30 protein-coding genes and 1 tRNA gene are annotated in these 25,088 nt (G+C 40.9%); 15 read left to right on the forward strand and 16 right to left on the reverse strand.

Annotated elements, in window-relative coordinates; translation table 11 throughout:
* Positions 1 to 65: 65 nt before the first annotated feature.
* Positions 66 to 365, forward strand: coding sequence for a hypothetical protein (locus BWI96_RS18830; RefSeq protein ID WP_106638072.1), 300 nt, complete (start codon positions 66 to 68; stop codon positions 363 to 365).
* Between the two features lie 26 nt (positions 366 to 391).
* Entirely contained in the window at positions 392 to 673 is a 282-nt protein-coding gene (locus BWI96_RS18835; protein WP_106638073.1) for an SDR family NAD(P)-dependent oxidoreductase, read from the forward strand.
* A 36-nt stretch (positions 674 to 709) separates the two neighbouring features.
* Here the strand turns inward: BWI96_RS18835 and BWI96_RS18840 are convergent, their stop codons facing one another.
* Positions 710 to 958 (reverse strand): hypothetical protein, encoded by a 249-nt coding sequence (locus tag BWI96_RS18840; protein ID WP_106638074.1) that lies wholly within the window; start codon positions 956 to 958, stop codon positions 710 to 712.
* Positions 959 to 1,316: 358 nt separating this feature from the next.
* Between BWI96_RS18840 and BWI96_RS18845 the strand changes: the two genes are divergently transcribed.
* From BWI96_RS18845 to BWI96_RS18870, 6 genes are all read left to right on the forward strand, one after another.
* Positions 1,317 to 1,526, forward strand: coding sequence for a hypothetical protein (locus BWI96_RS18845; RefSeq protein WP_106638075.1), 210 nt, complete (start codon positions 1,317 to 1,319; stop codon positions 1,524 to 1,526).
* Between the two features lie 41 nt (positions 1,527 to 1,567).
* Positions 1,568 to 1,900: a DUF6686 family protein gene (locus BWI96_RS18850; protein ID WP_106638076.1), complete on the forward strand. Its 333-nt coding sequence runs from the start codon at positions 1,568 to 1,570 to the stop codon at positions 1,898 to 1,900.
* Positions 1,897 to 2,334 (forward strand): hypothetical protein, encoded by a 438-nt coding sequence (locus BWI96_RS18855; protein WP_106638077.1) that lies wholly within the window; start codon positions 1,897 to 1,899, stop codon positions 2,332 to 2,334. The genes BWI96_RS18850 and BWI96_RS18855 overlap by 4 nt, the downstream gene beginning before the upstream one ends.
* A complete protein-coding gene (locus BWI96_RS18860) occupies positions 2,334 to 3,263 on the forward strand; it encodes a DUF6607 family protein (RefSeq protein ID WP_106638078.1) in 930 nt (309 codons plus the stop codon). Before BWI96_RS18855 ends, BWI96_RS18860 begins: the two co-directional genes overlap by 1 nt.
* 765 nt (positions 3,264 to 4,028) lie before the next feature.
* On the forward strand, positions 4,029 to 4,742 hold the full coding sequence (locus BWI96_RS18865) for an SDR family NAD(P)-dependent oxidoreductase (protein ID WP_106638079.1): 714 nt from the start codon (positions 4,029 to 4,031) through the stop codon (positions 4,740 to 4,742).
* A gap of 5 nt (positions 4,743 to 4,747) precedes the next feature.
* Positions 4,748 to 5,392 carry a flavin reductase family protein gene (locus BWI96_RS18870; RefSeq protein WP_106638080.1) on the forward strand — a complete coding sequence of 215 codons (645 nt, stop codon included), beginning with the start codon at positions 4,748 to 4,750 and terminating at the stop codon, positions 5,390 to 5,392.
* 286 nt (positions 5,393 to 5,678) lie between these two features.
* Here BWI96_RS18870 and BWI96_RS18875 read toward each other — a convergent pair whose 3' ends face one another.
* The 13 genes from BWI96_RS18875 to BWI96_RS18920 all read right to left on the reverse strand — a co-directional run bounded on the left by BWI96_RS18875 (position 5,679) and on the right by BWI96_RS18920 (position 17,063).
* Positions 5,679 to 7,229, reverse strand: a complete 1,551-nt coding sequence (locus BWI96_RS18875; protein WP_106638081.1) for a S10 family peptidase — start codon at positions 7,227 to 7,229, stop codon at positions 5,679 to 5,681.
* A 273-nt stretch (positions 7,230 to 7,502) separates the two neighbouring features.
* Positions 7,503 to 8,801, reverse strand: coding sequence for a hypothetical protein (locus BWI96_RS22000; RefSeq protein WP_198555304.1), 1,299 nt, complete (start codon positions 8,799 to 8,801; stop codon positions 7,503 to 7,505).
* A gap of 5 nt (positions 8,802 to 8,806) precedes the next feature.
* Positions 8,807 to 9,163: a hypothetical protein gene (locus BWI96_RS22005; RefSeq protein ID WP_198555305.1), complete on the reverse strand. Its 357-nt coding sequence runs from the start codon at positions 9,161 to 9,163 to the stop codon at positions 8,807 to 8,809.
* Positions 9,088 to 9,648, reverse strand: a complete 561-nt coding sequence (locus BWI96_RS22010; protein ID WP_232793809.1) for a hypothetical protein — start codon at positions 9,646 to 9,648, stop codon at positions 9,088 to 9,090. Before BWI96_RS22010 ends, BWI96_RS22005 begins: the two co-directional genes overlap by 76 nt.
* 724 nt (positions 9,649 to 10,372) lie before the next feature.
* Positions 10,373 to 10,445: transfer RNA gene (locus tag BWI96_RS18885), tRNA-Thr, on the reverse strand.
* Positions 10,446 to 10,944: 499 nt separating this feature from the next.
* Positions 10,945 to 11,583, reverse strand: a complete 639-nt coding sequence (locus BWI96_RS18890) for a hypothetical protein (RefSeq protein WP_106638082.1) — start codon at positions 11,581 to 11,583, stop codon at positions 10,945 to 10,947.
* A 105-nt stretch (positions 11,584 to 11,688) separates the two neighbouring features.
* On the reverse strand, positions 11,689 to 11,952 hold the full coding sequence (locus tag BWI96_RS21725) for a hypothetical protein (RefSeq protein ID WP_157830440.1): 264 nt from the start codon (positions 11,950 to 11,952) through the stop codon (positions 11,689 to 11,691).
* Positions 11,953 to 11,955: 3 nt separating this feature from the next.
* A complete protein-coding gene (locus BWI96_RS18895; protein WP_106638083.1) occupies positions 11,956 to 12,654 on the reverse strand; it encodes a hypothetical protein in 699 nt (232 codons plus the stop codon).
* Positions 12,655 to 13,167: 513 nt separating this feature from the next.
* Complete coding sequence (locus BWI96_RS18900; protein ID WP_106638084.1) at positions 13,168 to 13,770, reverse strand: hypothetical protein; 603 nt, start codon at positions 13,768 to 13,770, stop codon at positions 13,168 to 13,170.
* Positions 13,771 to 13,915: 145 nt separating this feature from the next.
* Positions 13,916 to 14,584, reverse strand: a complete 669-nt coding sequence (locus BWI96_RS18905; protein WP_106638085.1) for a hypothetical protein — start codon at positions 14,582 to 14,584, stop codon at positions 13,916 to 13,918.
* Between the two features lie 59 nt (positions 14,585 to 14,643).
* On the reverse strand, positions 14,644 to 15,981 hold the full coding sequence (locus tag BWI96_RS18910; RefSeq protein ID WP_157830441.1) for an ATP-dependent endonuclease: 1,338 nt from the start codon (positions 15,979 to 15,981) through the stop codon (positions 14,644 to 14,646).
* Positions 15,963 to 16,496 (reverse strand): hypothetical protein, encoded by a 534-nt coding sequence (locus tag BWI96_RS18915; RefSeq protein ID WP_106638087.1) that lies wholly within the window; start codon positions 16,494 to 16,496, stop codon positions 15,963 to 15,965. The genes BWI96_RS18910 and BWI96_RS18915 overlap by 19 nt, the downstream gene beginning before the upstream one ends.
* A gap of 150 nt (positions 16,497 to 16,646) precedes the next feature.
* Positions 16,647 to 17,063, reverse strand: a complete 417-nt coding sequence (locus BWI96_RS18920) for a helix-turn-helix transcriptional regulator (RefSeq protein ID WP_198555307.1) — start codon at positions 17,061 to 17,063, stop codon at positions 16,647 to 16,649.
* A gap of 410 nt (positions 17,064 to 17,473) precedes the next feature.
* Here BWI96_RS18920 and BWI96_RS18930 point away from each other — a divergent pair, with 410 nt between their 5' ends.
* On the forward strand, positions 17,474 to 17,839 hold the full coding sequence (locus BWI96_RS18930) for a hypothetical protein (protein WP_106638090.1): 366 nt from the start codon (positions 17,474 to 17,476) through the stop codon (positions 17,837 to 17,839).
* Here the strand turns inward: BWI96_RS18930 and BWI96_RS18935 are convergent.
* Positions 17,822 to 18,280 carry a hypothetical protein gene (locus BWI96_RS18935; protein WP_106638091.1) on the reverse strand — a complete coding sequence of 153 codons (459 nt, stop codon included), beginning with the start codon at positions 18,278 to 18,280 and terminating at the stop codon, positions 17,822 to 17,824. The two genes, BWI96_RS18930 and BWI96_RS18935, sit on opposite strands and share 18 nt — an antisense overlap.
* A gap of 59 nt (positions 18,281 to 18,339) precedes the next feature.
* On the opposite strand from BWI96_RS18935, the gene BWI96_RS18940 reads away from it, so the two are divergent.
* From BWI96_RS18940 to BWI96_RS18970, 6 genes are all read left to right on the forward strand, one after another.
* Positions 18,340 to 18,717 (forward strand): hypothetical protein, encoded by a 378-nt coding sequence (locus tag BWI96_RS18940; RefSeq protein ID WP_106638092.1) that lies wholly within the window; start codon positions 18,340 to 18,342, stop codon positions 18,715 to 18,717.
* Between the two features lie 27 nt (positions 18,718 to 18,744).
* Positions 18,745 to 18,972, forward strand: a complete 228-nt coding sequence (locus BWI96_RS18945) for a hypothetical protein (protein WP_106638093.1) — start codon at positions 18,745 to 18,747, stop codon at positions 18,970 to 18,972.
* A 5-nt stretch (positions 18,973 to 18,977) separates the two neighbouring features.
* Positions 18,978 to 19,397 (forward strand): hypothetical protein, encoded by a 420-nt coding sequence (locus BWI96_RS18950; protein ID WP_106638094.1) that lies wholly within the window; start codon positions 18,978 to 18,980, stop codon positions 19,395 to 19,397.
* A 619-nt stretch (positions 19,398 to 20,016) separates the two neighbouring features.
* The gene (locus tag BWI96_RS18960) at positions 20,017 to 22,461 is read left to right on the forward strand and encodes a hypothetical protein (protein ID WP_157830442.1); all 2,445 of its coding nucleotides are present in this window, start codon (positions 20,017 to 20,019) and stop codon (positions 22,459 to 22,461) included.
* 182 nt (positions 22,462 to 22,643) lie between these two features.
* Complete coding sequence (locus tag BWI96_RS18965; protein WP_106638097.1) at positions 22,644 to 23,006, forward strand: hypothetical protein; 363 nt, start codon at positions 22,644 to 22,646, stop codon at positions 23,004 to 23,006.
* Between the two features lie 36 nt (positions 23,007 to 23,042).
* Positions 23,043 to 23,285, forward strand: a complete 243-nt coding sequence (locus tag BWI96_RS18970) for a hypothetical protein (RefSeq protein WP_106638098.1) — start codon at positions 23,043 to 23,045, stop codon at positions 23,283 to 23,285.
* A gap of 475 nt (positions 23,286 to 23,760) precedes the next feature.
* Here the strand turns inward: BWI96_RS18970 and BWI96_RS18975 are convergent, their stop codons facing one another.
* Entirely contained in the window at positions 23,761 to 24,492 is a 732-nt protein-coding gene (locus BWI96_RS18975) for a hypothetical protein (RefSeq protein ID WP_106638099.1), read from the reverse strand.
* Positions 24,493 to 25,088: the final 596 nt, after the last annotated feature.

Raw genomic sequence — 25,088 nt, forward strand, 5'->3', positions numbered from 1 at the left:
TCTAGCGTTTTAAAAAGAGAGCTATGGCTACAGCAACTACAAGACTTCCGAAGGTAACCCAGTCGATGAAAAAGCTGCTGGATTACGCTGAAGATATTCGTCAGAATCATCCCCAAATCTGGAAAAAAGGCGGCAATACGCAGGGGAACGACAGTTACGATACCCTCAAAGAAATTGTTAATCGCGGTCATTTTGAAGAGAAAGATCGTGCGTTTGTACAAACCTGGAATGCCTGGAAAGCCCGCCATCAGAACCACACCAACATTGCAGGTATGGTAGCCAGCTTGAAATGGCTGGCGGTGCCGGAAGTAGGCCTTCGGAAAATGAAGAAAGTGATTACCGAAGAAGTCAAAAAAGAAAAATAACCATCAACCCAGATTAATCTGCTTTTATGAAAAAACTAGAAAATCAAGTGGCTGTAATCACCGGAGGAGCCGGAAGCGTAGCTACAACCCTGGCAGAAATTCTTCGCGAACAGGGAGCAAAAATTCTTTTGGTCGATGAAGATAAAGAAGCTCTACAAACCGCTCTGCATCGACTCGGCGTGGGAAATGGCGATGATCTGGCCTATGAAGTAGGCTCTAACTCAGAAGAGCCTTCCCTTTATAAACAGAAAGCAATCGAGCGTTTCGGCCAGGTTAACCTGTTTATTACGCTTCACGATACCATCTGATTCTAAACAAAAAACGCTCAGTTGAGCGTTTTTTGTTTAGAAGTTTGCATACTGATTTGTATTCTTGGCAGGCCTGAATTCCTTACAGGTAATTCCCTTTTTCTGCATGGCCTGAATGATTTCCTGTGACTGTAAACTCTCCGTGTCGATGGTCAGTAGGTGATTCGCTTCCAACAGATCTACACTATAGCGGTAATAACGCCCCCGCAGACCATCCAGACCATACGAAGCCTGAGCCAATCGGGATGGACAATCAATGTTTGTCCGAAAAAGTAATGTTTTCATAAGGCTTATTAGGTTGTGTCTGAAATGTGGGATTGTCTTCCCCGCAACAAATGTAACAGAGTTATTTTATTTATAATCATTCTAAATAAAATAATTTGTGTTTTCTTTACTGCCTACTCATTTCCTGATACACATTCCTATTACTCTGGTTACTTTACTGATAATTAGCTATTTAATTAAAAAATCCATGGTACCGGGGTTACCCAAAGCACTTTTTCTAAAGTTTTAATGAAAAGAGCTTGCCAGAAAAAAAGTATCATGCACATTTGCATTAATTATATTTAGTCTAAATAAAAGAAGTGGTTTTTAAACATGTAGTACCCTTTACTTGAACATTCCCTTATTCAACTCTACTACAATGAAACAAATCAGCTTTCAAACCAATCTGGATTCGCCTTTGGGAATTCAGCTCATCAAAGAAACACTGGCTCCACTCGGCATTACCCGCTTCAGCGTGGATTTCATTAGTCATTCACTTGAAGTATTCAGTGAGTGGATTGCTCCTGAACGCATTGCTGAAGCCTTGAAGAAACTGGATATTCATTGTCAGCTACTGGCCGTGAAATAAGCCCATCCGATTGTTAGTCATCACGCTCAAAACTGGCTTTTATGCACCAAGATCACTGCTTCCGAACGCTCACGCAGCATCCCAATGGATACATTGGCTATTGTGAAGGCTGTCTTACTTACAACGTCGCCTATAACAATATCCTGCTGATTTTCAACGGAGATGACTATCAGTATTTTCTGGAAATGCTACATGAACGTTCTAATCTGGTGTATTTCCCCACCAGCCACGGCAAGGAATTACTGATGCGTTCGCCAGTTTTGAACTTAAGTATCATTCTTTCCGAAAACGAGCTGGAAGAACTCATCAGCATGATGGAAGAAGTCAGCCTGATTGTAGAAGCTCAACGTATTTTAAACACCTATCCCCAATGATCACCCTTTCCCGTTTACGCATTTTATTTTTCTGGGTTCTGACGACGATATGCATGATTTTGCACTTCAATTTTCACGTTGGCGATCTGTTTTACGGAATTAATATCGTACAGGAAGGGGCGAATGGCCAAAAGCCTACTTCGCTGGTAATCATACGCTTTATCTTCGAAATTTTTCCGCTCATCTGGGCGGTAAGCCTGCTTTATCTTCAATCTATCGCGTGGCGGAGGGTAAACTTCTTTCTGAGCGTTCCATTCACGCTGGCTCATATCAGCCACGTCGTGGGCGAGCTTAAGGAAGGGGACCCTTCGCAACTTTTATTACTCACGTTTGTGATGATCATGAGTTCTTTATTAACCCTCGAATCCTGGAAATGGATGAAATCCCCTGAGTCAGTACCCGTGTCTGAGCAACCATCTAAAATTGTTTATTAATGAAACGAATCTTACTTACCCTAACCTTAGGCGGTTTATTTAGCTCAGCTTTTGCTCAAAAATCCGCCGACATTCAGGCCATCAAAGGGCAGTGTGGCTGTCACGCCATTACATTCAAATACGCCGAGACATTCTCCCCCAATCCTGAATACAAGTTCAAGGAACGGAAAGAAATGGGAGCTCTTGAATATGTTTTCGTGGACGAAGAAACGCCTAACAAGCTGGTGCTGATGCACTTGTTGGTTATTAACGATAGCACGATTATCAAACACTGGCGGGAAGACTGGAAATTCCAGAATACCGATCTGCTTGCTTACGACAAAGAGGCCAGTTGGAAATACAAATCATTACCCACTTCCGAAGCCAAAGGTCAATGGTCACAACAAGTTTTTGAAGTAGATGACAGTCCACGTTACGAAGGCTCAGCGACCTGGTTCCACGCCGATGGTCGTCACGTGTGGGAAAACACCACAGACGCCCCCCTGCCCCGCCGCGAGTATACTACGCGTAATGATTACAACGTCATGCGTCGTGGCAACCAGATCGTTATTACCGATTACGGCTACCTTCACGATCAGGACAATGGCAAAATCTTACGCACACCCGAAGGCGAAAAAGTAATTGCTTACGAAAAAGGCATTAACGATTACCATCGCGTAAAAGACGCCGCCTGCAATTCTGCCAAAGAATGGTGGAAAACCAATCGTACCTTCTGGGTGGACGTTCGTAACGTCTGGGGTGACCTGATTGCCCAGAAAAAAGGCATCGAACTAGAGAAAAAAGTAGACGGTAAAAGCCTGAATCAATCCCTCGATGCTCTGGCGAGTGCCTATCTGAAAGCACCCAAAGCTTCCGCTGCTAACAAAGCCGAAATCAAAGCTACCATTCAGAAATACCTGAAAAACAAGGATTTGATTGGCATGAAATAATGTCTTGTGTTTGGAGAAGTCAAGCGGCTTTCAGCATTGCTGAAGGTCGCTTTTTTTATGGGCTGTTGAAATGTATATTTTTCTAAAGATCAAGGAATTGTCTAGAGTTATATAATCGACGGACCTTAGTATAAACGAATTCCCACAGCTGTCTTCTCGAACGCAGGGAGAGAGCTTACCTAGTCTTAGTATAACCTTACCTGACTGAAAGTATATGGAAAGACCCGTAAGTTCCTTCGCTTCGCTCTGGATGACAGGCTTAGAAGAGGCAGGTAGGAACCTGCCGTGATTGTAGGAACGAGAGGGTATCTTTAACCATGAGTAAGCGAGGAAAGATTTATAAGCCTCTCCCCTTTTGGAGGACCGTTAGAGAAAGATTTTTTGCTACCATCTATCATCGAGAGTGAAGCAGAGGAGCTTATTTGGTTTCTTCCCCGGATTTCATCCGGGGCTATCCATGTTTAACCCCTCCGGGGTTTTCTGCTGTAAATCTATTTTAACAATGTTAACAACCCCAGCGGGGTTAAATATACGTTTCCCCGGATTTCATCCGGGGAAATCTTTCACCAATCAAAACTGGCTTGCTAACCTCGGTCAGAGATAACCGAAACAACTCCTCTGGTGCGAGATTCTATCTCGTTTCTATCAATAAGGCAGGTTCCACCTGCCGTTAGATATACTCCACCCAAATTAGCTAAACAATGCTTCCCATCGCGGGTTAATGCATTGCTTTTCTACGCAAACACCATTTCATCTCTGCCCCACATGAATTTACAGGGAAAAAATATCCTGATCGCAGGCGGAAGCTCGGGCATTGGTCTTTCGACCGTCAGCTTACTCCATGAACAAGGAGCCAACGTATACATTGTTTCAAGAACCGCTCACGAGCAATGGCCCGCTGAGGTGCATCACCTTGCCCTGGACGTAACCGATCCCGCTGCATCTGTGCAGGGCTTTTTACCCGACGTATTACATGGGTTGGTCTATTCCGTAGGCAGTATTAACCTCAAACCCTTCAGCCGACTTACAACAGATGACTTTTTGCAGGATTATCAGCTAAACGTCCTAGGGGCCGTATCCCTAATTCAGCAAAGTCTGAAACCCCTGAAAGAAGCTAAAGGTGCTTCCATTGTGCTTCTTAGTTCAGTAGCAGCGAAAGTCGGGTTACCTTTTCATGCCAGTATTGCCTCGGCTAAAGCGGCCATTGAAGGGTTGGGCGTATCACTGGCCGCGGAATTTGTCACTCAGAAAATCAGGGTTAACACCGTTGCTCCTTCCCTAACGGATACCCCACTGGCTCAGTCTTTACTCAATACATCTGAAAAACAGGAAGCATCGGCCAAACGTCATCCGCTGGGAAGAATTGGGCAGCCTGAAGACATTGGTAATTTGATCACTTTTCTACTTTCCGACCAAAGTTCATGGATAACGGGCCAGGTTATTGGCGTAGACGGAGGCTTGGGCCATTTAAAAAACTAATAGACATGACCATTTTTCGAGACAGTGATATCGCGGCAATGGAGAAGTATTTCCGCATTAACCTGATTAATAGTTTACCGGGTTACAAGTCGCTCAACATGTTGGGTAGCGTAAGTCCTGAAGGAGTAACTAATCTAGCTCTGGTCAGTTCTGCTTTCCATCTGGGGTCAAATCCACCGTTGATTGGATTGATCATGCGTCCTCAGCGACCCGAAAACGATACGCTTCATAACATCAGATCAACCGGCCAGTATACGCTTAATAACGTTCTGCCCGACTGGTACGAAAAAGCTCATCAAACCAGTGCTACCTATCCCAGTGGTGTATCTGAGTTCGAAGCCTGTGGCTTTGAGCCTCTTTATATTCAGGAGTTAAAGGCTCCCTTTGTGAAACAGTCCTCCATAAAAATGGGACTCCACTTACGGGAAATGATTGACATTGAGCTGAACGGAACTACGCTGGTGATTGGAGAAGTAGTGGCCCTGCTGGTAGACGAACCTCTCATTGAACAGGATGGCTTCATTAACCATCATCAGGCGGGTACAGTAACCGTGGCTGGGCTGGATGCTTACTACCTCACACAGCCCTTGCAACGGATGGCCTATGCCAAGCCGGATAAAGAGCCAAAGGCCTTATCCACTCATTCATAACAGACAAGGGAGCAGGTTATTTGTTGAATTTTTAGAGCGTCTCATTCGAGAGGAAAGTTAGAATTGATTTATCCACCCAGTCCCCTGGTGCGAGATACCCTCTCGTTCCTACCCTAAGGCAGGTTCTGCCTGCCGCCATCTCCTCTAAGCCTGTCATCCAGAGCAAAGCGAAGGACCTTAACTAACTGGGTCCTAAGGTACTTTACGTCCCTTTCTACGGAGGGTTATATTACATGAAGAGGCCACCAGAAAAATTCCGGTGGCCTCTTTCTATTGCTAACGGGTATTAATACTTCGCAGGCTGTCCAGCTTTTGGAGTACTTTTCTTAATGAATTCGCGTAAATGCTCGTTACTGGTAGCGAGGTCTTCTTTCCGCAGGTACATCATGTGGCCACTGCGATACCCTTCCCAACTCATCCGGTCTTTTAGCTTGCCGTTGGCGTTGATTTGCCACATGTTATACTTAGCGTTGAAGTAATCGCAAGCTCCGTCGTAATAACCCGATTGAACCAGCAGGTGCAAATACGGATTCTGGGCCATCGCTGCACGTAGGTTTTCGCCGGTATGATCGTTTGTGCGATCCCAGGGAAACGTTGGGCCGAACATATAATACTTCAGATCAGTCTTATAATTCAGTTCTTCGCGGAGGTACTGGTTAATGGCCGGAGTAAAGGAATGCAACCACGAAGTCAGTTCGGCATTATAATCAGGGCTGGTTCCAGCATCTTTTACATCGATGCCCAGGTAACGTGAATCCAGACGGCCTACGGTATAGCCTTTATCCCGCAGTAATTCTTTCCAGAAATAATTGGTTGGAATATCCAGATTCTGCTGCAATACTGCTTTCTCAGATAAACCGGAATAACGGGCTACTTTCGTCGCAATTTCCTTCTTTTTCTGTTCAGAAATTGAGCCTCCCATGGCCAATGCGGGAAGGTATTCGTTGATGGTGAAGCTTTCTACCTCAGGTAACACCTCCGTCAGATCTTTTTTCTGCAAATCTGCTGCCAGAGCTTTATGATACCAGGCCGTTGCGGCCATGTAGGGTAAAGTCAAAGCTCCTTCCGTGGGGCCTTCGCGTTTGATACCCAGATCCGTAGGCGATACCAGAATAACGCCATTCAAATACATCCAGTGACGACTTTGTAACTCCAAAGCAAGTCCAGACACACGAGTGGTGCCATAACTTTCGCCAATGAGATACTTCGGCGATGCCCAGCGATTGTAGCGACTCACGAAGGTATTAATCCAGTCAGCCAGATACTTCACATCGGCATTCACCCCAAAAAACATCTTCGCCGCAGGGACATCTTTGTTGGCAGGACGCGAGAAACCCGTATTAACCGGATCGACGTACACAATATCAGCTACATCCAGAATGGAATTCGGATTGTCCTTCATGCCGTAAGGCTGCACAGGGTAACCCTCATCATCCACTTTCAATATCCGAGGACCGGTATACCCAATCATCATCCAGACCGAAGCTGTGCCGGGGCCCCCATTAAAGGAAATCATCAGTGGCCGCGACGAGCGATCCGTAACGTCGGAGCGTTCAAAATAAGTAAAGAAAACGCCTGCGGCGGGTTTGCCTTCTTCGTCCCACACCGGGATAGTTCCAACGGTGGCTTTATAAGGCACTTTATGTCCTTTGATGGTAACTTCTCCCTTCGTGACCACCTGAGAATCCAGATTCAGGCTCAGGCTTTGAGCAGAAGATTTATCGTCTTTCGGAGCGGGTTTTTCGGTAGGAGTCGCCGCCGGACGCTGAGAATTTTGAGCATGAGCCACCGTAGCTAATTGCAGAGCAGCCAGTAAACCCAGGAAAACGTGCTTCATGAGGGAAGAAGAATTTTATAGAGGTGATGAGCTAAAAATACTAACAATCCTCTTCAATAAGAAGTGTAGTAGAGACGAAAAGTGGATTTTGTAGCGATGAAGGGAGAAATGGGGACTTTCTGCTGCCTATCCTCCGACGTTAGTTAGGCTCAAGTAAAACGCCGCTTTGGCAAAACATCTTTTTACAACAGTTATTAAGAACGTTTCGCTAAATCTCATCAACGATGAGGATATTTAGAGCGGCTTGCTTTAGAAAGCAAGCCGCTCTAAACGTTAATATTTAATTTCTACCATTACCCCTTCCGAAAAATTCTCGAATTTTAATAACAGCGTATGCGTTGCTTCGTCCCAGTTTTGTTCAAAAGGTAAGGCCTTCTTCTGATGCAGAACCGTAATCGTCTGCGGTTTTTTCGGCAGACTTATCCGCATGACGTTATTCGTTTGCGAAGGGCTTTTTGTCAGGAAACTGACAAATTTCGAACCTACTTTAAAATCATACACTCGGGAAGCCGCCGCTAATACCTGAGGCTTTTTCGAAATTCCCTTCAATCGATACACAAAAGCCTGCTGATCGGGCTGAACTACTTTAGAAGCCAGCACCGGCAAACTTGGATCGTATAAGTCAATCACTGGCCCAGGAATGGTTAAGGGCGTTTTATCCGGATGCTCATCCATCACCGCCGCCAGCGTATACGGCCCCCGGTCAAGCTGATACGAGTTTTTAAACCTCAGCGTTCCTGCCTTTGCATCGCCTTCGTAGGCTTGCTGAATCTGCTGGATAAAAGCCTCATCCCGACCCGGCTGCATGGCCAGCTCCTTCGGGTCCACTTTGGTTATAAACACTTTCCCTTTACCATAAGTATACGAAGCGTCATTCGTCGTTACGGGTACATTCATGAGTTTTAACAGGTGCTCGAGGGGCGTTTTATACTGGTTATCACCCGTATTCCACCATTCCCGCACGTGTTGAAAGGCATCCGTATCCCGTCCATAATATACCAGTACGCCTCCCCCTTTTACCCACTCCGCCAGCTTTTCGTGCACACTTGCCGCAAAAGGTTTCATGTTGGCGTATGACATAATGAGTACTTTCGTGCCTTGCAAAGCTTCAGGGTAACTCAGGTTTTCCATGTGTACCAGATCCACCGGAATGCCACGTTTAAAGAGCGGTAAAGCCATGCCGTAAAAATTCGATAGCTGTGGATCTTCATACCCCTGATGCGTCGGAAATCGCTGGAACATCATGGAGTTACCCAGCAACACCGAGACCCCCTGACTACCCGTTACTTTATTCGTCGAAGCAGGCATATCATTGAGCGAGTTAATCATCACCTGCATTTGCGTGGCATAAGCCGGAGAAATGGACTGCGGCTCGGGGTTATCTCCCACCTGATACTTTCCTAGGTAAATCCGGTGTGGCCAGGGCATGACCTCAAAATGATCCACACTGGGGAACATTAATTCAGCCGTAAAAGTCGCTTCGTAGTTCCGCTTGTAATCGTCCCAACTACGGGTGCCATCTTCGATGGGGTCGGTCAGGAAATATACCGTTTTCTTCGTCGGTGCCGTCATGGATACTACGGAGCTATATTCCAGAAAAGCATTCTCAAAACCCGCTCCTTTTTGACACCATTAAAATAGTTTGGCACCCGCGACGTGCCCGTCCAGACCTGAGCGATATAGCCATCCATTCCCTGTAAACTCGCCAGACTCGCCTCGGGACTCACAATTTGCCAAGCCGAATAATTCAGCAGCGAATGCGTGGGTACGTAACATTTGATACGCGTGCCTTTGCTCTCGCTATATTCTTTCGCATAGAGAAACACTTGCTGAAGAGCCCGGTAATACAGATGATATTTCAGTTTGGAAGACAGATACGTCGCCTCGGGTGATTCATGCTGGGCCTGCCAAGCGTTTGGTAATACGCCTGCCATTCCTTCTTGAAAGAAGGACTATACCCACCCTGAGCCCAAAATTCGGGTTCTTCCAGATACAAAGCCGAGACGCCCTGGTCAATCGCTTTTTTGACCTGAGCTTTCAGGTAACTGATATAAGACTCGGTAGGTACGATATAAGGCACATCCACACCGTGTAAAATGGGTTTCCCCTCGCGATCCGTCTGTACATCGTCTTCGTGAGTTTTACCGTCGAATGTTCCGTGGAAATAGTCCTGATAATTACCCCAGGATACTCCCGTCATGAATTGCAGATTATAGCCCTTCTCCCGCCAGGACTGTGCCCGGTAGTTAAAGGTACTATCCATGGTATAAAGCATAGCAATGTCCGAACGTATATCATAAGCAGCACTCCAGGGGCGGTCAATCTGCATGGACGTTTTCTCTGGCAATTGCTTCTGAGCCAGTACTGAAGACGCGAAGGGTAATAAAAACAGAGGGATATAGGCTTTTCTCAAACACATGGTAATCAGGGGCATTTTGTATGAAAGAACTCGCAAATAAATCACCATTGGAGCATAAAATACAGAATCCCTAATGCGAAGTACTTAAATTACTAAAGGTTCTTTTTATAGTACACAATTATTGTATAATATCCTTTCTGAAGAATAAATTTTTAAAATACCAATAAAGTACAAAATAAAATTCCAAAGCGAATGGTTTGGAATTTACTATTCCAAAGGAAGTCTCTCCGTTCCAAATGCGTAGAATAGCTTAGTAGTAATCAGTTTCTAGTTATATGGTACTGGATTTATCTGACTGATAATGAAAGATTACCAATCCATGCTGAATTGCAACTAAATACCGTATCCGTTTATCTGCTAGTCAGACGCAAAGATAAAACTGCTATTCCTTCTTCAAATAAACCGTACTCTATGAGTTATAGGGGCAGAGGGCTCCAATCCACCGGAGTTCCCATCGAAGTTTTTACGAAATTATACTGAAATAACACTCAGACGTCCCGTATTGGATGAGACCGACTACTTTAACCAATATGATTTGAATCTGGAACTACGCCTGGAAGACAAAAAGCAAAGCTTACTGGAAGGACTTCAAAAATTAGGCTTGACACCTGTCGAAAGCAAAAGACCCATTGAATACCTTATTTTAAGCTCTAAGTAAATAAATGGATAAGAAAGGTATAAAACAAAAGGTTACGAATGACTTCGTAACCTTTTGTTAACTAAGAGCCCCCTATCGGGATCGAACCAATGACCTACTGATTACAAGTCAGTTGCTCTACCAGCTGAGCTAAGGAGGCCTTTCTTTGTTTGACGAAAGCTTATTCGTTCAAACGGGATGCAAAAATAGGCAGGATAAATGCATTTGTCAAGGGTTAGAGATAAATAAGTTAGAATATTTATTGGTTATACTTTTTAATTATCTCACTATCAGAATAGTACTGAGGTCTCTAGTACAGGAATTAATAACTTCTAATCAGGTCCCTTTCGAGAAGATAATTATGGGAGTTGTTCTGTCTTCAACCTGTCATCCAGAGCGAAGCGAAGAAACTTACTTGCCATTCCCATTAGCTCTTGATTAGAAAAGATTGCCCCCAAGCTCAATCAAGAGCGTTCAGTGAGTTAGAGAGGATAGTTAGGGCCATTCAGTTCTAACTTATTGATACCGCAAACAATGTTTAGCCTGGCAGCATTACGAACTATTAAAAAAGAAACCCGCCGTTACTGGTGACGCTCCACTAAGCACCCATAACAAGAGAATTCTTTTTCACCTATTTTGAGAATAGGATTGTTGTAAATCTACTTTAGCTTATCTAACCATTTGAAACCATACTTCACCTGTAATCCAATTTGATAGCCTGAGCCATAGTTAGCAATAGTCCCACTTCCTGATTGCCCTTGATTGTAAAATGAATAAGAACCTTTCTCTAAAGGAACTGAACTGAGAATATTCCTGACTGTATACTGCCCATACAAAGACAAGTATAAGGATGCAAATATTTTTTTCTCTAACTCTAGTCTTACCTGTGGGAATAGGGTTAAAGTGCTTCTATAGTCACTCTCCGTTTTTAAATTTGAAGAGAAAAGAATATTCCCGTTACCATCCTTAATGTAACTCGTTCCCTGCTGTACATTTAGATACCGATAGTTCCCTACCCCAGCTCCGGCTAAAGCATATATTTTAAATTTTTTATTAGCCTGGTTAATCAATTCCCTTCGATATAAAACCGATAGCAACGTCAAATTATTAGGATTAATATAATCCGAAAAACTATTTTTAAAAAGCATAGCAATCCGGTAGGGATAATTTATCATATCAATTTCAATTCCATTCTTAGTGGGTTGATAGGAAGCTACCAATCCATATGAAAAATATCTACCTTCTCGGTTTTTCACCACATCAAGTCCTTGCCTAGGACTAACCTGTTGAAAACCCATTTTTTGAAACCCAGTCAATCCTACTTGAATTGACTGGGAAAAGCATGAGCTAAGGATTAAAAAGTATAATCCACAAGATAAAACTATATTTTTAACCATATCTAATTATTGATCTTCTCTAAGATCATCGCTATGAACGTTTCCTCTCCAAGTAACTTGACTATTAGCAATAAAATATTTAAAATCAAAAGGACTGTCTATTAGATCAGCTGTAAATCCTGATTCACCAATGCCAATAGACAAAGTAGATCCATCAATATAATTATCAATAAGCCCACAGTTCGTACATGACCTTGCAGGAGGAGAAACATGTCTTAAATCTACAATAGTAGGTAATGTCGATATGTCATAAACTACGTCATAACTCATGTATTAGGCATCTGTATCGTCTTGCCACCAACCACCCCACCATCTTTTATTCTGAAACTTAACTTTACAACCTATAGACTTATAAATCAACCAGTTATCATTATAAATCACTGTAGCCGAACGATGACGATCATCCCAGTCATATATGGTATGATCTACTCCATTGAATAATGTTCTTCCGCCAGCTAATGAAGTACGCTCATGATATACTCTACCGATTTTTATACCATCTTGTATGATGGTTTTATTAGGCTGAACGTTAAGAAAAGCAAAAGGATCAAGTGCTCTAACCTTATCAATTTTATCAAAGGTGCTCATAAACACAATATCAGGAGTAATTCTAATAAACAAATCGCCTACACTAAATTCTCCATTTTTATTTAAGATAGAGGCAAATATCGGATCGAGCATTTCATCATATAGAGCAAGTTGACTTGAATCTACACTAACACGACCACCAGTAGAATAATTATCATTCTTCATATCCAGTATAGATAATATGACATTAGAATCATTCCATTTCTTAAGTTGTTCAGGAGAAAGAGTTTTCAATTTATCTATTTGATTTTTGAAATCAACGGAAGATGTAAATTTCATAAAATCGGTTACAGAACTTATTGATGTTGGTTGTAATGAATTATAATCTCTACAACCTAAAAGAATAAAAACAATACTAAAGAGAGTAAACACTTTAATTTTCATAATAATTTGATTAAAGGTGATATTTCATTTCCGCCTCTAATCTAGGTTTTTTTATTTTTAAGACATCTTAATATATAATTAAAATAGAATATCATTAAGCTTTACGATATTACTAATAACACTCCGCTAAGTATTAAATAGAAATAGGAAGATTAATCTAAGCTTCCTATTTCTATTTTGATGACCTTCGCATCATAATATCTTAAATTATTCATGTTCATTCATCTCCATTTATGCCATTATAAGTATTTAGGCTAACTGATCGCACGTTCTATAAATTATCAATTATATACCTGTTATCCTTATAAATTATTTTGATCGTATCCTAAATTCTTCCCGCATCTGGTTTATACAAAATATTTAAGCAAGACAAAGGTAAAAACAGAAAGCCCTTACGAGAATCTCGTAAGGGCTTTCTGTTTTTACCGTGATCCCAGCAGGATTCTCTACGCATACTGATACTCTGATAGTTAAATAAAATTTTTGAAGTGATTTTGAAGTAATTTGATTTTTTTAGATAGAAATACCTTTGGTTTTGAGTGCTTGATAAGCTTTCTTCAGTTCTTTTTCATCCTCTAGTGAATCGTATTTATCTATCAATTCTCTACAGACATTATCACACTGCCAATCCCATCTTGAATTAATTACGTCCTGATAAAAAGCCATAAAACTATTGTAGGTCAATTCCTGAAGTTTGTACAAATTCAAGTATGCCATAATATTCCCATTTGAATTATCGACCCACAACAGTTCAGCTTTTTCAGGATACCAATCTATGTCCCCTTTCTTTGGAGCTATTTGGTGTACCATTCCATTTCGAAACACCTTATATAGAATATTAAAATACTCACTTTCAAGAATAGGAAAATACTGTTTCATATAAAGCTCAACTGCCTTATCATGAGCTAATTTGAATCCCCTTTTTTGCTCATTATATCTATACTGTTTTATGCCTGTTTCTCCTATGTAGTAAATACCACTATAAAAGTCCATGATTGAGAACCAAAACATAGCACTTGAAGGTCCACCATCTATACGTTTGTACTCCTTTTCAATATGATGGAAGTAAAAACTCTGGAAAAATTGCTCTATTACTCTTTCGGAATTTCTATGCATCTGGGAGTCTTTTAAAGATTAGCTTATTTGAATATACGTCCATAGATTGCTCAACATTGTCGACGTCCAATGTCAATACATATCTAATTGTAACTGAAAGTCAAGCAAACGTTAATCTACTGACTTTCAGTAAACTACATCTAAATTACTGATAAGTATCTCTTCCAGTTGCTTTTTTATATGCTTTCAAAATAGTAGCAATGGCTTGTTTCTCCCGTTGAGTAATATTTCGATCATGGTAATATTGATTACCATTGTATCTAATTTTAGCCTTCTTGGAAGTTGAAATGTCCTCAAGCATGCTAAAGTAGGTTGGGGTCATCGTTTCATCTATCCACTCCCAAACGTCTCCACCTGCATTGTCTCTTTCAAAATCGTTTTCAGGAATAATGTCATAATCATTTTTGTCAGTTAAGATTTTGCAGCCCTTAACGAATAGCCAGTCATCACCTGAATAAGCAACTACAAATCGTAACCAAATATTTTCTCCTTCTTTGCCCATGTAAGCAGATACTTGGTTATCACTTTTATACCGAAAACCATTCGGAGCGTAATACCAACCTATCTTCTTAAACTCGTCATAGCTTTTTCGCAAGGGTTTTAGTGCTTTCGCTACTTCTTCTTCACTAACTTTGGTAGGCTTACTTTCAGATACATTTGTGACACCAAGTGCAGCTTTTTCTGCATCAGTCATAGTATCTAATGCGACAGTTGTATCAATAGTTACTAGATCTTCTCCTGAAGCGGTTCCAGAAGGTTTTGTTTCGCAGGCTAGTAATGCGAAAAATGCTAAGGGCAAATAGATTTTATTCATAAAATTTATGTGGTTAATTCAATTAAAAAATGCGTTGATAGTATTTATCCAATAAATAGTTAATGGATAGGCATACTTTGTAATCTTAACAAAGTATCAATAACCTCTTGAGCTAAGAACCAATAGTTTTTAATAACTACCCTCGATACATAATCACTGTCTTTTCCTAAACGGTTAACAAATGGAAAAGCTTTTAAACAAGCATCTTTAATTCTATGTCCTCCAGAAAGTAGAAACCAACTAGGGTATTGAAGCGTCAATCCATTGTATAATTTTACTTCTATTAAATCATCAGATTTCGAATCTATATCTCTGAATTCTACATTAGGTTTAATTTTTACAAATAACCCATCAACAAGATTTTGTAGTTTCTCTTGTTTAAAGGACTTTATATCATGGGTTTCAACAAATTTGTCTAGACCTAAATCCTGCAATCGATCATAACTAATGATTGAAGCACTACATAAAATAAAAAGTGGATCATATAAATAATTTTCAAGGCAATATCTTTTATTATTTCCTAATACAATTACCCTACCTTCCTCCTTATTGCTTTTATCCCAATCGATTAATCCAAAAACACTTAAATTACCATTTTCATTTAATTCCTTGGTAAACTTCTTAACCAAGGTACAACCACCACTACCACTTGCTCCTCCTTCTGTATTAGATTGACCCAAACCAATAGAAATAAATTGTAGTAATAAATCTTTCTCTATTAAATCCTCATATACAAGTTTATGAAATAGATTTTGATAAAAATATTCGTCAATTTTATCTTCTGTAAATATTTGTTTTCTATGTTCGTATGTAACATTAAATGTTGCGAGTCCTGAGGTTAATGTACGAATTGCTTCATTTTTATCACCCTTCACTAAATATCCTAAATTCCTATCCATTATAAATATAGAATCTTCTGGTGCTAAAGCGACAGTTGATGGTGAATGTGTACTTAATATGACTTTTACACCATTCTCCTTGACTAAAACTTCATTAATTACATTCAAAAATTGCTTAGCCATAGATGGATGTAGATAGGCATCAGGCTCATCGAGTACTAATAGCTCTGGAAAAACAACTCCATTTTGTGAATTATATAAAGTTATAATCAGTGACATTATAGTCTTTTCTCCTGAAGATAACTGATTAATATCCAACCGATTACCATTATCCCTATCTATTAAAATTACCTCAGGTAAATAAAAATCATCACTACTTTCTACATATTCTATAAAATATTTAAAGTCTGCTTTTTTTAATATACTGTTAAAAATAACCCAAGGTGCTTCTATATTATCTATTAGATGGCTATGACGCTTTTTTTTTAGAGAGTATTGATGAAATATTAAATCAAAATAATTTGAAAACAAACCTGCATTTATATTAGAAAAAACCACAAAATCAGCAAACTCAATAAGAGATGGTTTTTTTTAGATTTTTTACATAAAGTCATTACTTTTTCAAACTCGTAATACTCAATTTGCCTCTGCATACCATATATTGAAGGGTTGCTTATATTAGTTAAGGCCAATAATTTCTGTATTAAATCATTTATTTTAGCATTAATATCATCTATCATATCCTGAGTAATATCAAAATCATAATTCTCTATAAATGCCCCTAATGCAAAACATATTGGATAAAAAGTATTCCACTCATTCCGCAAATTTGACATTAAAGTATGTGATTCATTATTATTACCTAGATATAAACCAGGTTCAGAATAAATAATATTACTTATATGCATATCATCATCTGAAAGAATCTCTCTATTACCTTCCCAACAACCTATTGCTCTTAACAACTGAGTTTTCCCGGAACCATTTTTACCTGTTAGCACTACAAAATTTGGTAGTTTAATTTCAGGAGAATCTTTTAAAATTCTGCCATTAGATGCTAATGTTAGTTTCATTTAAAGTATGGTTTATCTTATTTCCATTGGCTCATTCAGCTAATTACAAAGGCCACTTCAAACGCAATATGTATATATAATTATAGTTCTATAAATTCTTGGGATCAGTTAGGCTTCAGATAGCAATGACGGAGAATTTGATTGAGAAGGTCATTTATGTTTTTGCTCATCAATCATCTGTTGCTGTCTTAATATCTTGTCGTTCTGTAATTCAATCACCTGCTCCTGAAGGAGTATTAATTTTTTCTCGACTTCAGTAAGCTGTTTCTTTGGTACAAGCTCTTCAGTTACTTGATTTTTAAATACAGGAACTTCACCTCCTACTCCAAGTAAAAGCCATTCTGTGTCTACATTATAGACTTTTACTATTTCTGCTGCTGCTTCAGCGGTAAGCTTAGCACTGCCCTGTTCAATTCGATAATAAGTTGCTTGTGGTATACCAATAGATTTGGCAAAAGCTACTACTGATAAGTTTAGGTGCTCTCTTAATGAAATAAGTCGCTGACTTTCAGTCATTTTATTAATTTGATAAAATTTATTTATCAATTTGATTTGAATATTTATCAAATTGATAATACCTTAGCACTGTCAATTACAGCAGTGCTAATTTAAACACTGCTCTGACTTATTCATACACTTTTTCTTAAACGGCACAATGAAGGCATCGAACGAGCTAAAAAGCAGCTTTAAGGAGATCAAAAAAGGCTTGGGAGACGATTGGAAGAAGAAAATACTATCTACCTATCCATCGATGACGCCCCTAGAAGCCTATAGCGTGATTGATCGTCTTAACAGATTGGCTTTGGGCAGAGTCGCTCCTACTCCAAGTGAGCTGGAAAAATTCAAATCAATTTCACCATGAGCAACTTCATCACCCTTATGAGCGTGTTCTGTCTCGCTCTGGCCATCGCCCTCCCTTTTATCATCAAGCCGGGCGGCAATGACAAGTATCGTAATCCATTCAATTAATCCACATCATGGAAAACGCACAAACAACTGAAGAACAAGCTCTGGCAAGACAGGAACTAGCTGATCAAATTGAAGCAGCCACGAAGAATCTAGATGCCCTGATTCGTAAGGGCATAAGTCTGGGATTACAAACCAAACTATCCGTTCTGGATCTGGGATATCGGGAAAAGCTAGTAGGTGAAGTATTTGAGGTGAAGCGGCTCACACACTGGGCTTATCATTACACCGATTATCGAAACCTGTTGCTGACTAATGTAGATAATACAGCTGGCCCAGAAGGAGAAGAGCAAATCGAGCCGGAACCTGTTGACTTTAGGGCAGATCACATTCACGAAAGGAACCGGCTCGATGAAAAGTCAAAGACTTTTAAATAAGGCTAAAACTGCCTCACTTCGGATAATATTCCACTCAACCAAATTCCAGTCCTTAAGGGTATCAAGTTCATATCTGCAAGGAGGATACGCCCACTCTAATTTTTTGGAAATGATAGGTTTACGCTGGCCTTTGGCTCTTTTTGCTGGTTTTGGATTGACAAACCCTATTATTTCAATGTCATCCACGGCACTTGAAAAGACCTCAAAGTCAATACCTCTGGAAGCCGCAGAGTGATACTCTGCACTGCCTTTGGGAAATCGTTGCATGATTTTGAAATCTTCTTCGGTCCAGGCATCAAAGACAGCAACTTGAGGACTTGATTTCTTGAGATTCAGACCAACGAAGTTGCCATACCAATCATGATCCTGCTTACTGATACGGAGCCTGATTTCAGGAACTCGCTTATCCATTACAATAGCTGTAAATAAACCTTCTTTCATAAGGGAATTTTAAAAGTGTGAGAAGCTCAAAGTAAACACATCCTAAAATAATATAACACATGAAGCTTTATGAAAATGCTGATGCCTTCTCTGGCATCGGGAGTAACTCGTCTGCTCTTTCCGTAAAAAAGTCACCTGCTCAGCTTCGGCTTAAAGCAATGGTGGCAGCTCATCCTTCTACTGCGTATCTGGCTTCCTGCTGGGCGTGCTTTACGGCCTTCGTAAAGAACGACTCCCAGTCTGAATCAGAGCTCATAAAAGGGTTCGAAGTATCGTTTATCCTGGCTTTCAGCTTTTTGCTCGGAGCCCTAATGATCTGTATGGCAGTGCACTACCTGAATGGAGCCTTATTAATTGCGGGCGGTGTTGGTTTGGCCGTCGCTTTGTTAACCACTCTGATTCTTTGGTACGCATCGGTCATCAGTCGTGAAAACTAATTATCCCAATCATCCTTTTTCGCCGCTATGTACACCTTTCCACTCCTTCTCGCTCGCTTTAGCAATAAACAAACGCTGGTCACTCCTGAAGCTGAAAATCAGATCACGTATAACAAGATCTGTGTAGCTCAGCGAGTGGTACATGCCCACTTACTCGATCACCCGGAGGATACGAAGATCGGTAATGAAATAGCCGACCAGCTCAGTAACGAATTCGATGCCTTAATCACCCGCTCCCGAGCACCAAAAGCCTAAATAATATGAACAATCCTACCACCATCTCCGTAATTTTTGATGATTCAAAAGCTCGAGGCATCCATATGTGCGAGTGCGAGCGTGCTCTGATTGATGAAGCCCAGATCATGGCCATCGATGAACCAGAAATCGACCCTCAGATAGTGGCCGACGTTATGGTGGCTCAGAATATCATCCAACAAACGGTCGCGTTAACGCTCAATAGACTGCCTTTCTCCCTGCCCTGTATTAAGGGTCTATTCATTCTCTCAGAACGCCAAATCTGTGCTATTCGGGCGGTACTGGTTGCTTTTCAGGTAATGATTTCAGAAACACTTCAGGGCGATCAATTGACTGAAATGGGAGCAAAAGAATTAGTCGATAAAGCTGAAAAAGCTCGCAAACTGGCTCAGGCTTTAGCCCAGCCGGTATCCTCAAATTCTTGATTTCATTTTCTCCAGTTCGCCCTACTTATGGCACAAATAGAATTTTCTGAAGTAATGACTCAGGATGGAGGCTTAGCCTTCATCCTGGATAGACTCCCCCAGGCCCGAGGCACGGAATCAGCCCGAGGGAAAGGTAAAAAGTTTAAATTCCGGGAAGATGAAAAGACGGCCTCGGCTTCTTTGAAGCTAGTGACAGAGAAAGGTTACTGGATCGTCACCGACTTTGGTGGTGATTCCAAAGGCATGCACGCCGTGGGACTGGCCATGGAGCTGGATCATACTGATTTTGTTACGGCCTTAAATACCGTTGCTGCTTTTTATAATATATCAGCCAGTAACAACACCGGCCCCAGATCAGAGTACAACGAGCGGCCAGCCAGCAAAGAAGAGCAGGATGGGACCTGGAAGGTAATTCCAAAGGAACTGACGGAGGAAACTCTTAAAACCATCTTTGTCACATCTGCCTGGCAAGCTCTAGCCTCTAAGGTAGAAAACCGTTTCAAAAAGGCTCAGGAGATTTGTTCGAGGTATCACCTAAAACTCGTCGATACGTACTGGATCGTTAAGGAAGGAAAGTATCAGGAATGGAAGTCTACCGATGATTTTCCCATCTTCTTCTTTGACGAAGGCGAATGGGGCAAAATCTATCAGCCTTTGGCTCAGAAAAAGTTTCGCTTCCGTTACCTGGGCAAAAGCTACCCGCTTCATTCATGGCCTGGAAGCAGCTCAGAAGTTTTGCGTTGGAAAGGATCTCACCGATAAGAAGAACCAGCTTAATGAGAAGCTGGCGGGCGGCAGTATTACTCCAGCTGAGCACAAATCATTGATGGCTGAAATTACGGATGAAGAGTCTGCCAAAAAACTGCCAGAGCTGATCATGTGCAGCGGTGGATCGGATGCCCTAAATACCGCAGCTATGGGGTATTGGGTACTCTGGAGAAACTCCGAAACCGAAGAGCTAAATTACCCGGAGCATAAAAAGATCATGGAGGTTTGCAATACGCTTTATAACCTTCCTGACATCGATGAAACGGGTAAGTTGGCCGGACATAAACTGGCCCTTCAGTTTCTGGAGATGAAGACAATCTGGCTGCCTGAGCGTATGCTCGAACAGCGGGATTCGGAAGGAAAACCCCGTCACAAAGACCTGCGGGATTTTCTGAAGCTTTACTCACAGGAAGAACCCCACCGAACTCATAACAAGTACGATTTTGATCAGCTGGTAAAAACGGCTCTTCCCTATCAATTCTGGGATGAGCATCAGGAAACTGATTCAGACGGCAATCCGAAGTACAAGTTCAACCGTCCGATCATGAAGTATGCGGTGAACAATCTCCGGCTTTATAACTTCCTGCACCGCTGCGGTTTTGGAAGGCTTGAAGACAAGGCAGAAAAGACTAAATACACGTATACGCGGGTAGAAAAGAACATTGTCAAATCTATTGAGCCTTCAACTATTAAGGATTTTGTCAATGAGTTTTTAGAGAGCCGTGCAGCCGTGGAAGACCTGCGAAACACATTCTACCGATCTCCTCATTTATCCGAAACATCTTTTTCAAACCTCCCTCTTATGAAGCTGGAATTTAAAGGTCACGCGGCTGACCGTCAATACTTGTTTTTTGAAAAATCGACCTGGAAAATCACAGCTGAGCAAATCGAAGAAGTCAAGCAGGAAATGTCTGGGAAGAACGTCTGGGAGTCTAAAGTCTTGCAGATACCAGGTCAACGGGAAAAGATTCGGATTGATGAACCCTACTTCAAAATCGTAAAGAAGGATAATGTCTGGGATATTGATATCCTGAATAAAAATGTGGCCTTTCTCAACTTCCTCATTCAAACCGCCCGCGTCCACTGGAGAGAAGAACTGGAGTATCGTCTGGATTTCTTTAACAGTTTTCCGACGGACAAAAAGCGTCAGGAATACGAAGAAAAGCATGAGTTAGGCATTGACCTGTTATCCCAAATTAACCACTGGGCCAAAGCAGAGAATCAGGAAGAGTATCGCAAGAATCATCTTTTTAGCATTGATGGACCATTGCTGAAACCTGACGAGATCCAGGAACAAAAGCTATTTCTGATTAACCGGATTTTCTGTATCGGGTACATCCTGCACCGGCATAAATTCAAGTCTAAGCCCTGGGCTGTATTCGCCATGGATAACCGGCTTTCGGAAGACGGCGTGGCCAACGGTGGAGCCGGTAAGTCCATCGTAACCGATGCCCTTCAATTGGTGCTGGCCAATAAGCTCTCTAAGGAAAAACATATTGAAACCATCAAAGGCCGGTCTGATACCATCAATACGTATGACTTCGTCTTTGAAGGCATTACTACCAAAACGGACCTGGTATTAGTGGATGACGTCTCCCCTTCGATGGACTTTAAAACCTTCTACGAACCCCTGACGACCGACTGGAAAGTAAACCGCAGGAACCGAGGTTATGAAACCATCGCTTTCGCAGATTCACCCAAAGTGTGGTTCAATTCCAATTACGGTGATAAGTATATGGAAGGCTCGGATACCCGCCGTAAGATCGTGACGGCTTATTCTGACTATTATCATGACAACCCGCATAACTTCTACCGGGAAACCCGCACGCCAGCCAATGACTTCAAAAAGCAGCTTTTTGAAGAGTGGAACCCGGAAGAGTGGACTACTTTCTATAATCTGGCCGCTCAGTGCATCCAGTTTTACCTTTCCACCGATGAGAAAATCAAACCGCCTATTACAAACATCAACAAACGCAACTTGCTGACGGTGATGGGTGAAAACTTCCTATCCTGGGCGGATGTGTTCTTTGATGAAAATGGCAGTAAGGTTAATCAGCTGGTGGTGAAAGATGAAGCTCAGGAAGACTTCCAGCGAAGTGCCAACTTCACTAAAATCACTTCTCAATCCTTTAAAAATCGATTGAAAGCCTGGGCAGCCTATCGAGGCCATACCCTTAATCCAGAGGAGCTAACCAATAAAGATGGCCGTATTGTTCGTAAGCCTTTGAATTACGACATCACCAAGGAAATGATCTACGTACAAACCGCCGGTGCTACCATCTCTGTCACGGCCTGATTTTACCGCAAGCCCGGTCAATCCGGTCGGGCTTTTCCCTCTCTTCCCAATCATTTTCATGGAGTTTATTATTCTTCTACTCTCCGGCGTAGGGTCTGCTTTACGCCTATTTCTAAAGCATTTTTTTAATAACCTGACGGAAGAAATCCGAAAGGCGAATTCCAAATAAACGCTCGTCACCCATGCCTTTTCTAATCCACATCGAATACACTTCTGCCACAAAGAACAACCTTCAGCGAGTGGCTCTGGAGTGCTACAAATCCTTTGAAGGATTTACCTGCGAAAGCAAATACGCCTTTATTGAGTTGATCAACCTGGTGAATGATCGATACACCAGCGAACATCCCAAATGCAGTCCGCTAAAGCTCACTCCTCAGGATCATAGTCCTAACTCCCGATCGTTAAATGCTTACTTCTCAGTGAAACCTGATAATACCAATCAGAGCATAGTAGTATTCCGGCTCATACCAGTGAAAGGAAAGATTGAGGAAGCTGGGATAGTCGGCTTCCCCGGTAATGCCCAAATTATTCCCACCGCCATATAACTAAAAAAATAGTTTCACATCTATCTGATAATCAGAATGGCAAAGTCAAAATATCCCAGAAACTTTCCGGTGAGAAGCTGGTGGAAAGATTTAAGTACGGGAAAGATTTATTACATCGTCGGCATTGGCTTCGATAAAGAAGGCCAGTCTGAGCTTAGGGAGCTTCAGGAAGTTGGCACAATGTACGACCCATTCAACCCCATGATGCGTCATATGAAGGACCTGTGTGAGCTATGGGAGTCGGGACACATGGTAGAATACCTGATTAATCCTACATAAACTTCCGCTTACAACTTTACAAAATGCAAAAACTGGCCCGGCTATTCCGGGCTTTTTTCATGCTTGGGAGCCTTAGCCATCCCTCCCTCTACCCTCCCCCAAAAATTTCTGGGAAATTTTTGTAATTCTGTAACCAAGAAATGAAAGAGTATTTAAAAGTCTGTAAATCAGAGGTTACACTTTTTTTATATTTTGTAAATAGATTTACAGAATTACAAAAAAACTGTAACCAGACTAATGAACAGAAAAGGACGATTATACCGAATTCGAACATTTACAAAAAAATACAGCCGCTTTACAGGTCAAATACAAAAGAAAACTGGAGTATAAATATCTGATTTACAGACACTCATACTCCAGTTTACAGAATTTACAAAATTCTCCGACTTTTCTGTGTTGATCGTTAAATGATTGAAAAGCGATTCTAGCTACATCATTCTTAATCGTGAGTTACTTAAATGAGAAAAATACTATTTCATCCTAAAAAGCCTGATATGCCTTCTATTAAATTTGGTAAATGTTCAACGGTAGCTTTAGCAACGGCTTCGATGCCTTTCTTTTTAAATTCCGTTAAAACATCTTTGATAAAGCCTATTCCAGCTTTTCTGGTTTTAGCCCAGAAACGAGCAAGTTTCACGGCAACCTGATTTTTAGTTAGCTCGGGAAGTTGCTCCTGTAATTCTTCGCATTCTTTGATTGCTTCCGTCAATAGTTTAGCCTTCTCTTCAGAAACCGTACTCTTCTTTTCTTCTAATAACCCTGCAACCGTTGTCAAATAGTCATCCAGATAAAACTGTTTTTCTAAGTCCAATGGAGCAGTGTCTGCATCATCTTCATCAATCGCTATAAAACCTATAAACTCTTTTTCGTAGCTTTTTAGAATAGGGTCATCATAAATAGTAACTATTTTGTTATATGATTCAAGTATATCTAGCCACTGTTTTAATACTTCGGTAACTCCTTCTAAACTCAGTCTTTCACCAGCTTCCCTTACTGTATTGCGTGCAAACGGTTTTCGATTAACCAAGAATCCAGCTTGAGGGTCTTTCTCTGGAAAGTTACAAGCAAAATAAAAATCCGATTCAGGATCAATATCTTCTAAGCGAAAAGCATACTTATCTGTTTTAACCTGTTTAGCCAATTGAGTAGCATTATCAATAAGAGGCTGAATTTTTTCTAACACAGTAATTGGAGTTAATTTTTTCATTATATTTGAGTAGATAAATAAGTAAATAATTGCTTGATTTTTAAAGGCTTAGAATACCCGTCAGGCTGGAAACTTGGACGGGTATTTTGTTTATGCAATATAATATAGTCCTGAAACAATATATCTAAAAAAATCTCTTACCTATTTATAGGTACATTGGAAAATATCGGGCATTATAATACAAGCATAATCATTATTTATGCAGTGTCAAACATAAATAATCTTAACATATGTATAACATCTATCGCGTGTTCCTATTATCTTTTTTTTGTCTGTTCATTTTAGATACTAGTGCTCAGACTCAAATAAGACATAATTACAAGATAAAAAGAAAGCGGCATAACAACCTATCAAGGCCTGATCTTCAAATCTATTACATGGACACTAGTGGAACAGTAGTACTCAAAACTGTTCCTCCTTCAAAAAAACTTTACCTTTTTTTGACTCTGATCATTTAAAGGCTTACAGAATTCGGCAGATCAAAGATACCCTCATTATTGACTTTTGGGGATTTGTAATAAAGGATAGTAAAAAAGCAAACTTAACTAAAGGAAGCTCCTATTCAGAATTATCAAATTTAAATAATAATAAAAGAA

Source organism: Siphonobacter sp. SORGH_AS_0500 (assembly GCF_002838835.1).
Taxonomy (GTDB): Bacteria; Bacteroidota; Bacteroidia; order Cytophagales; family Spirosomataceae; genus Siphonobacter.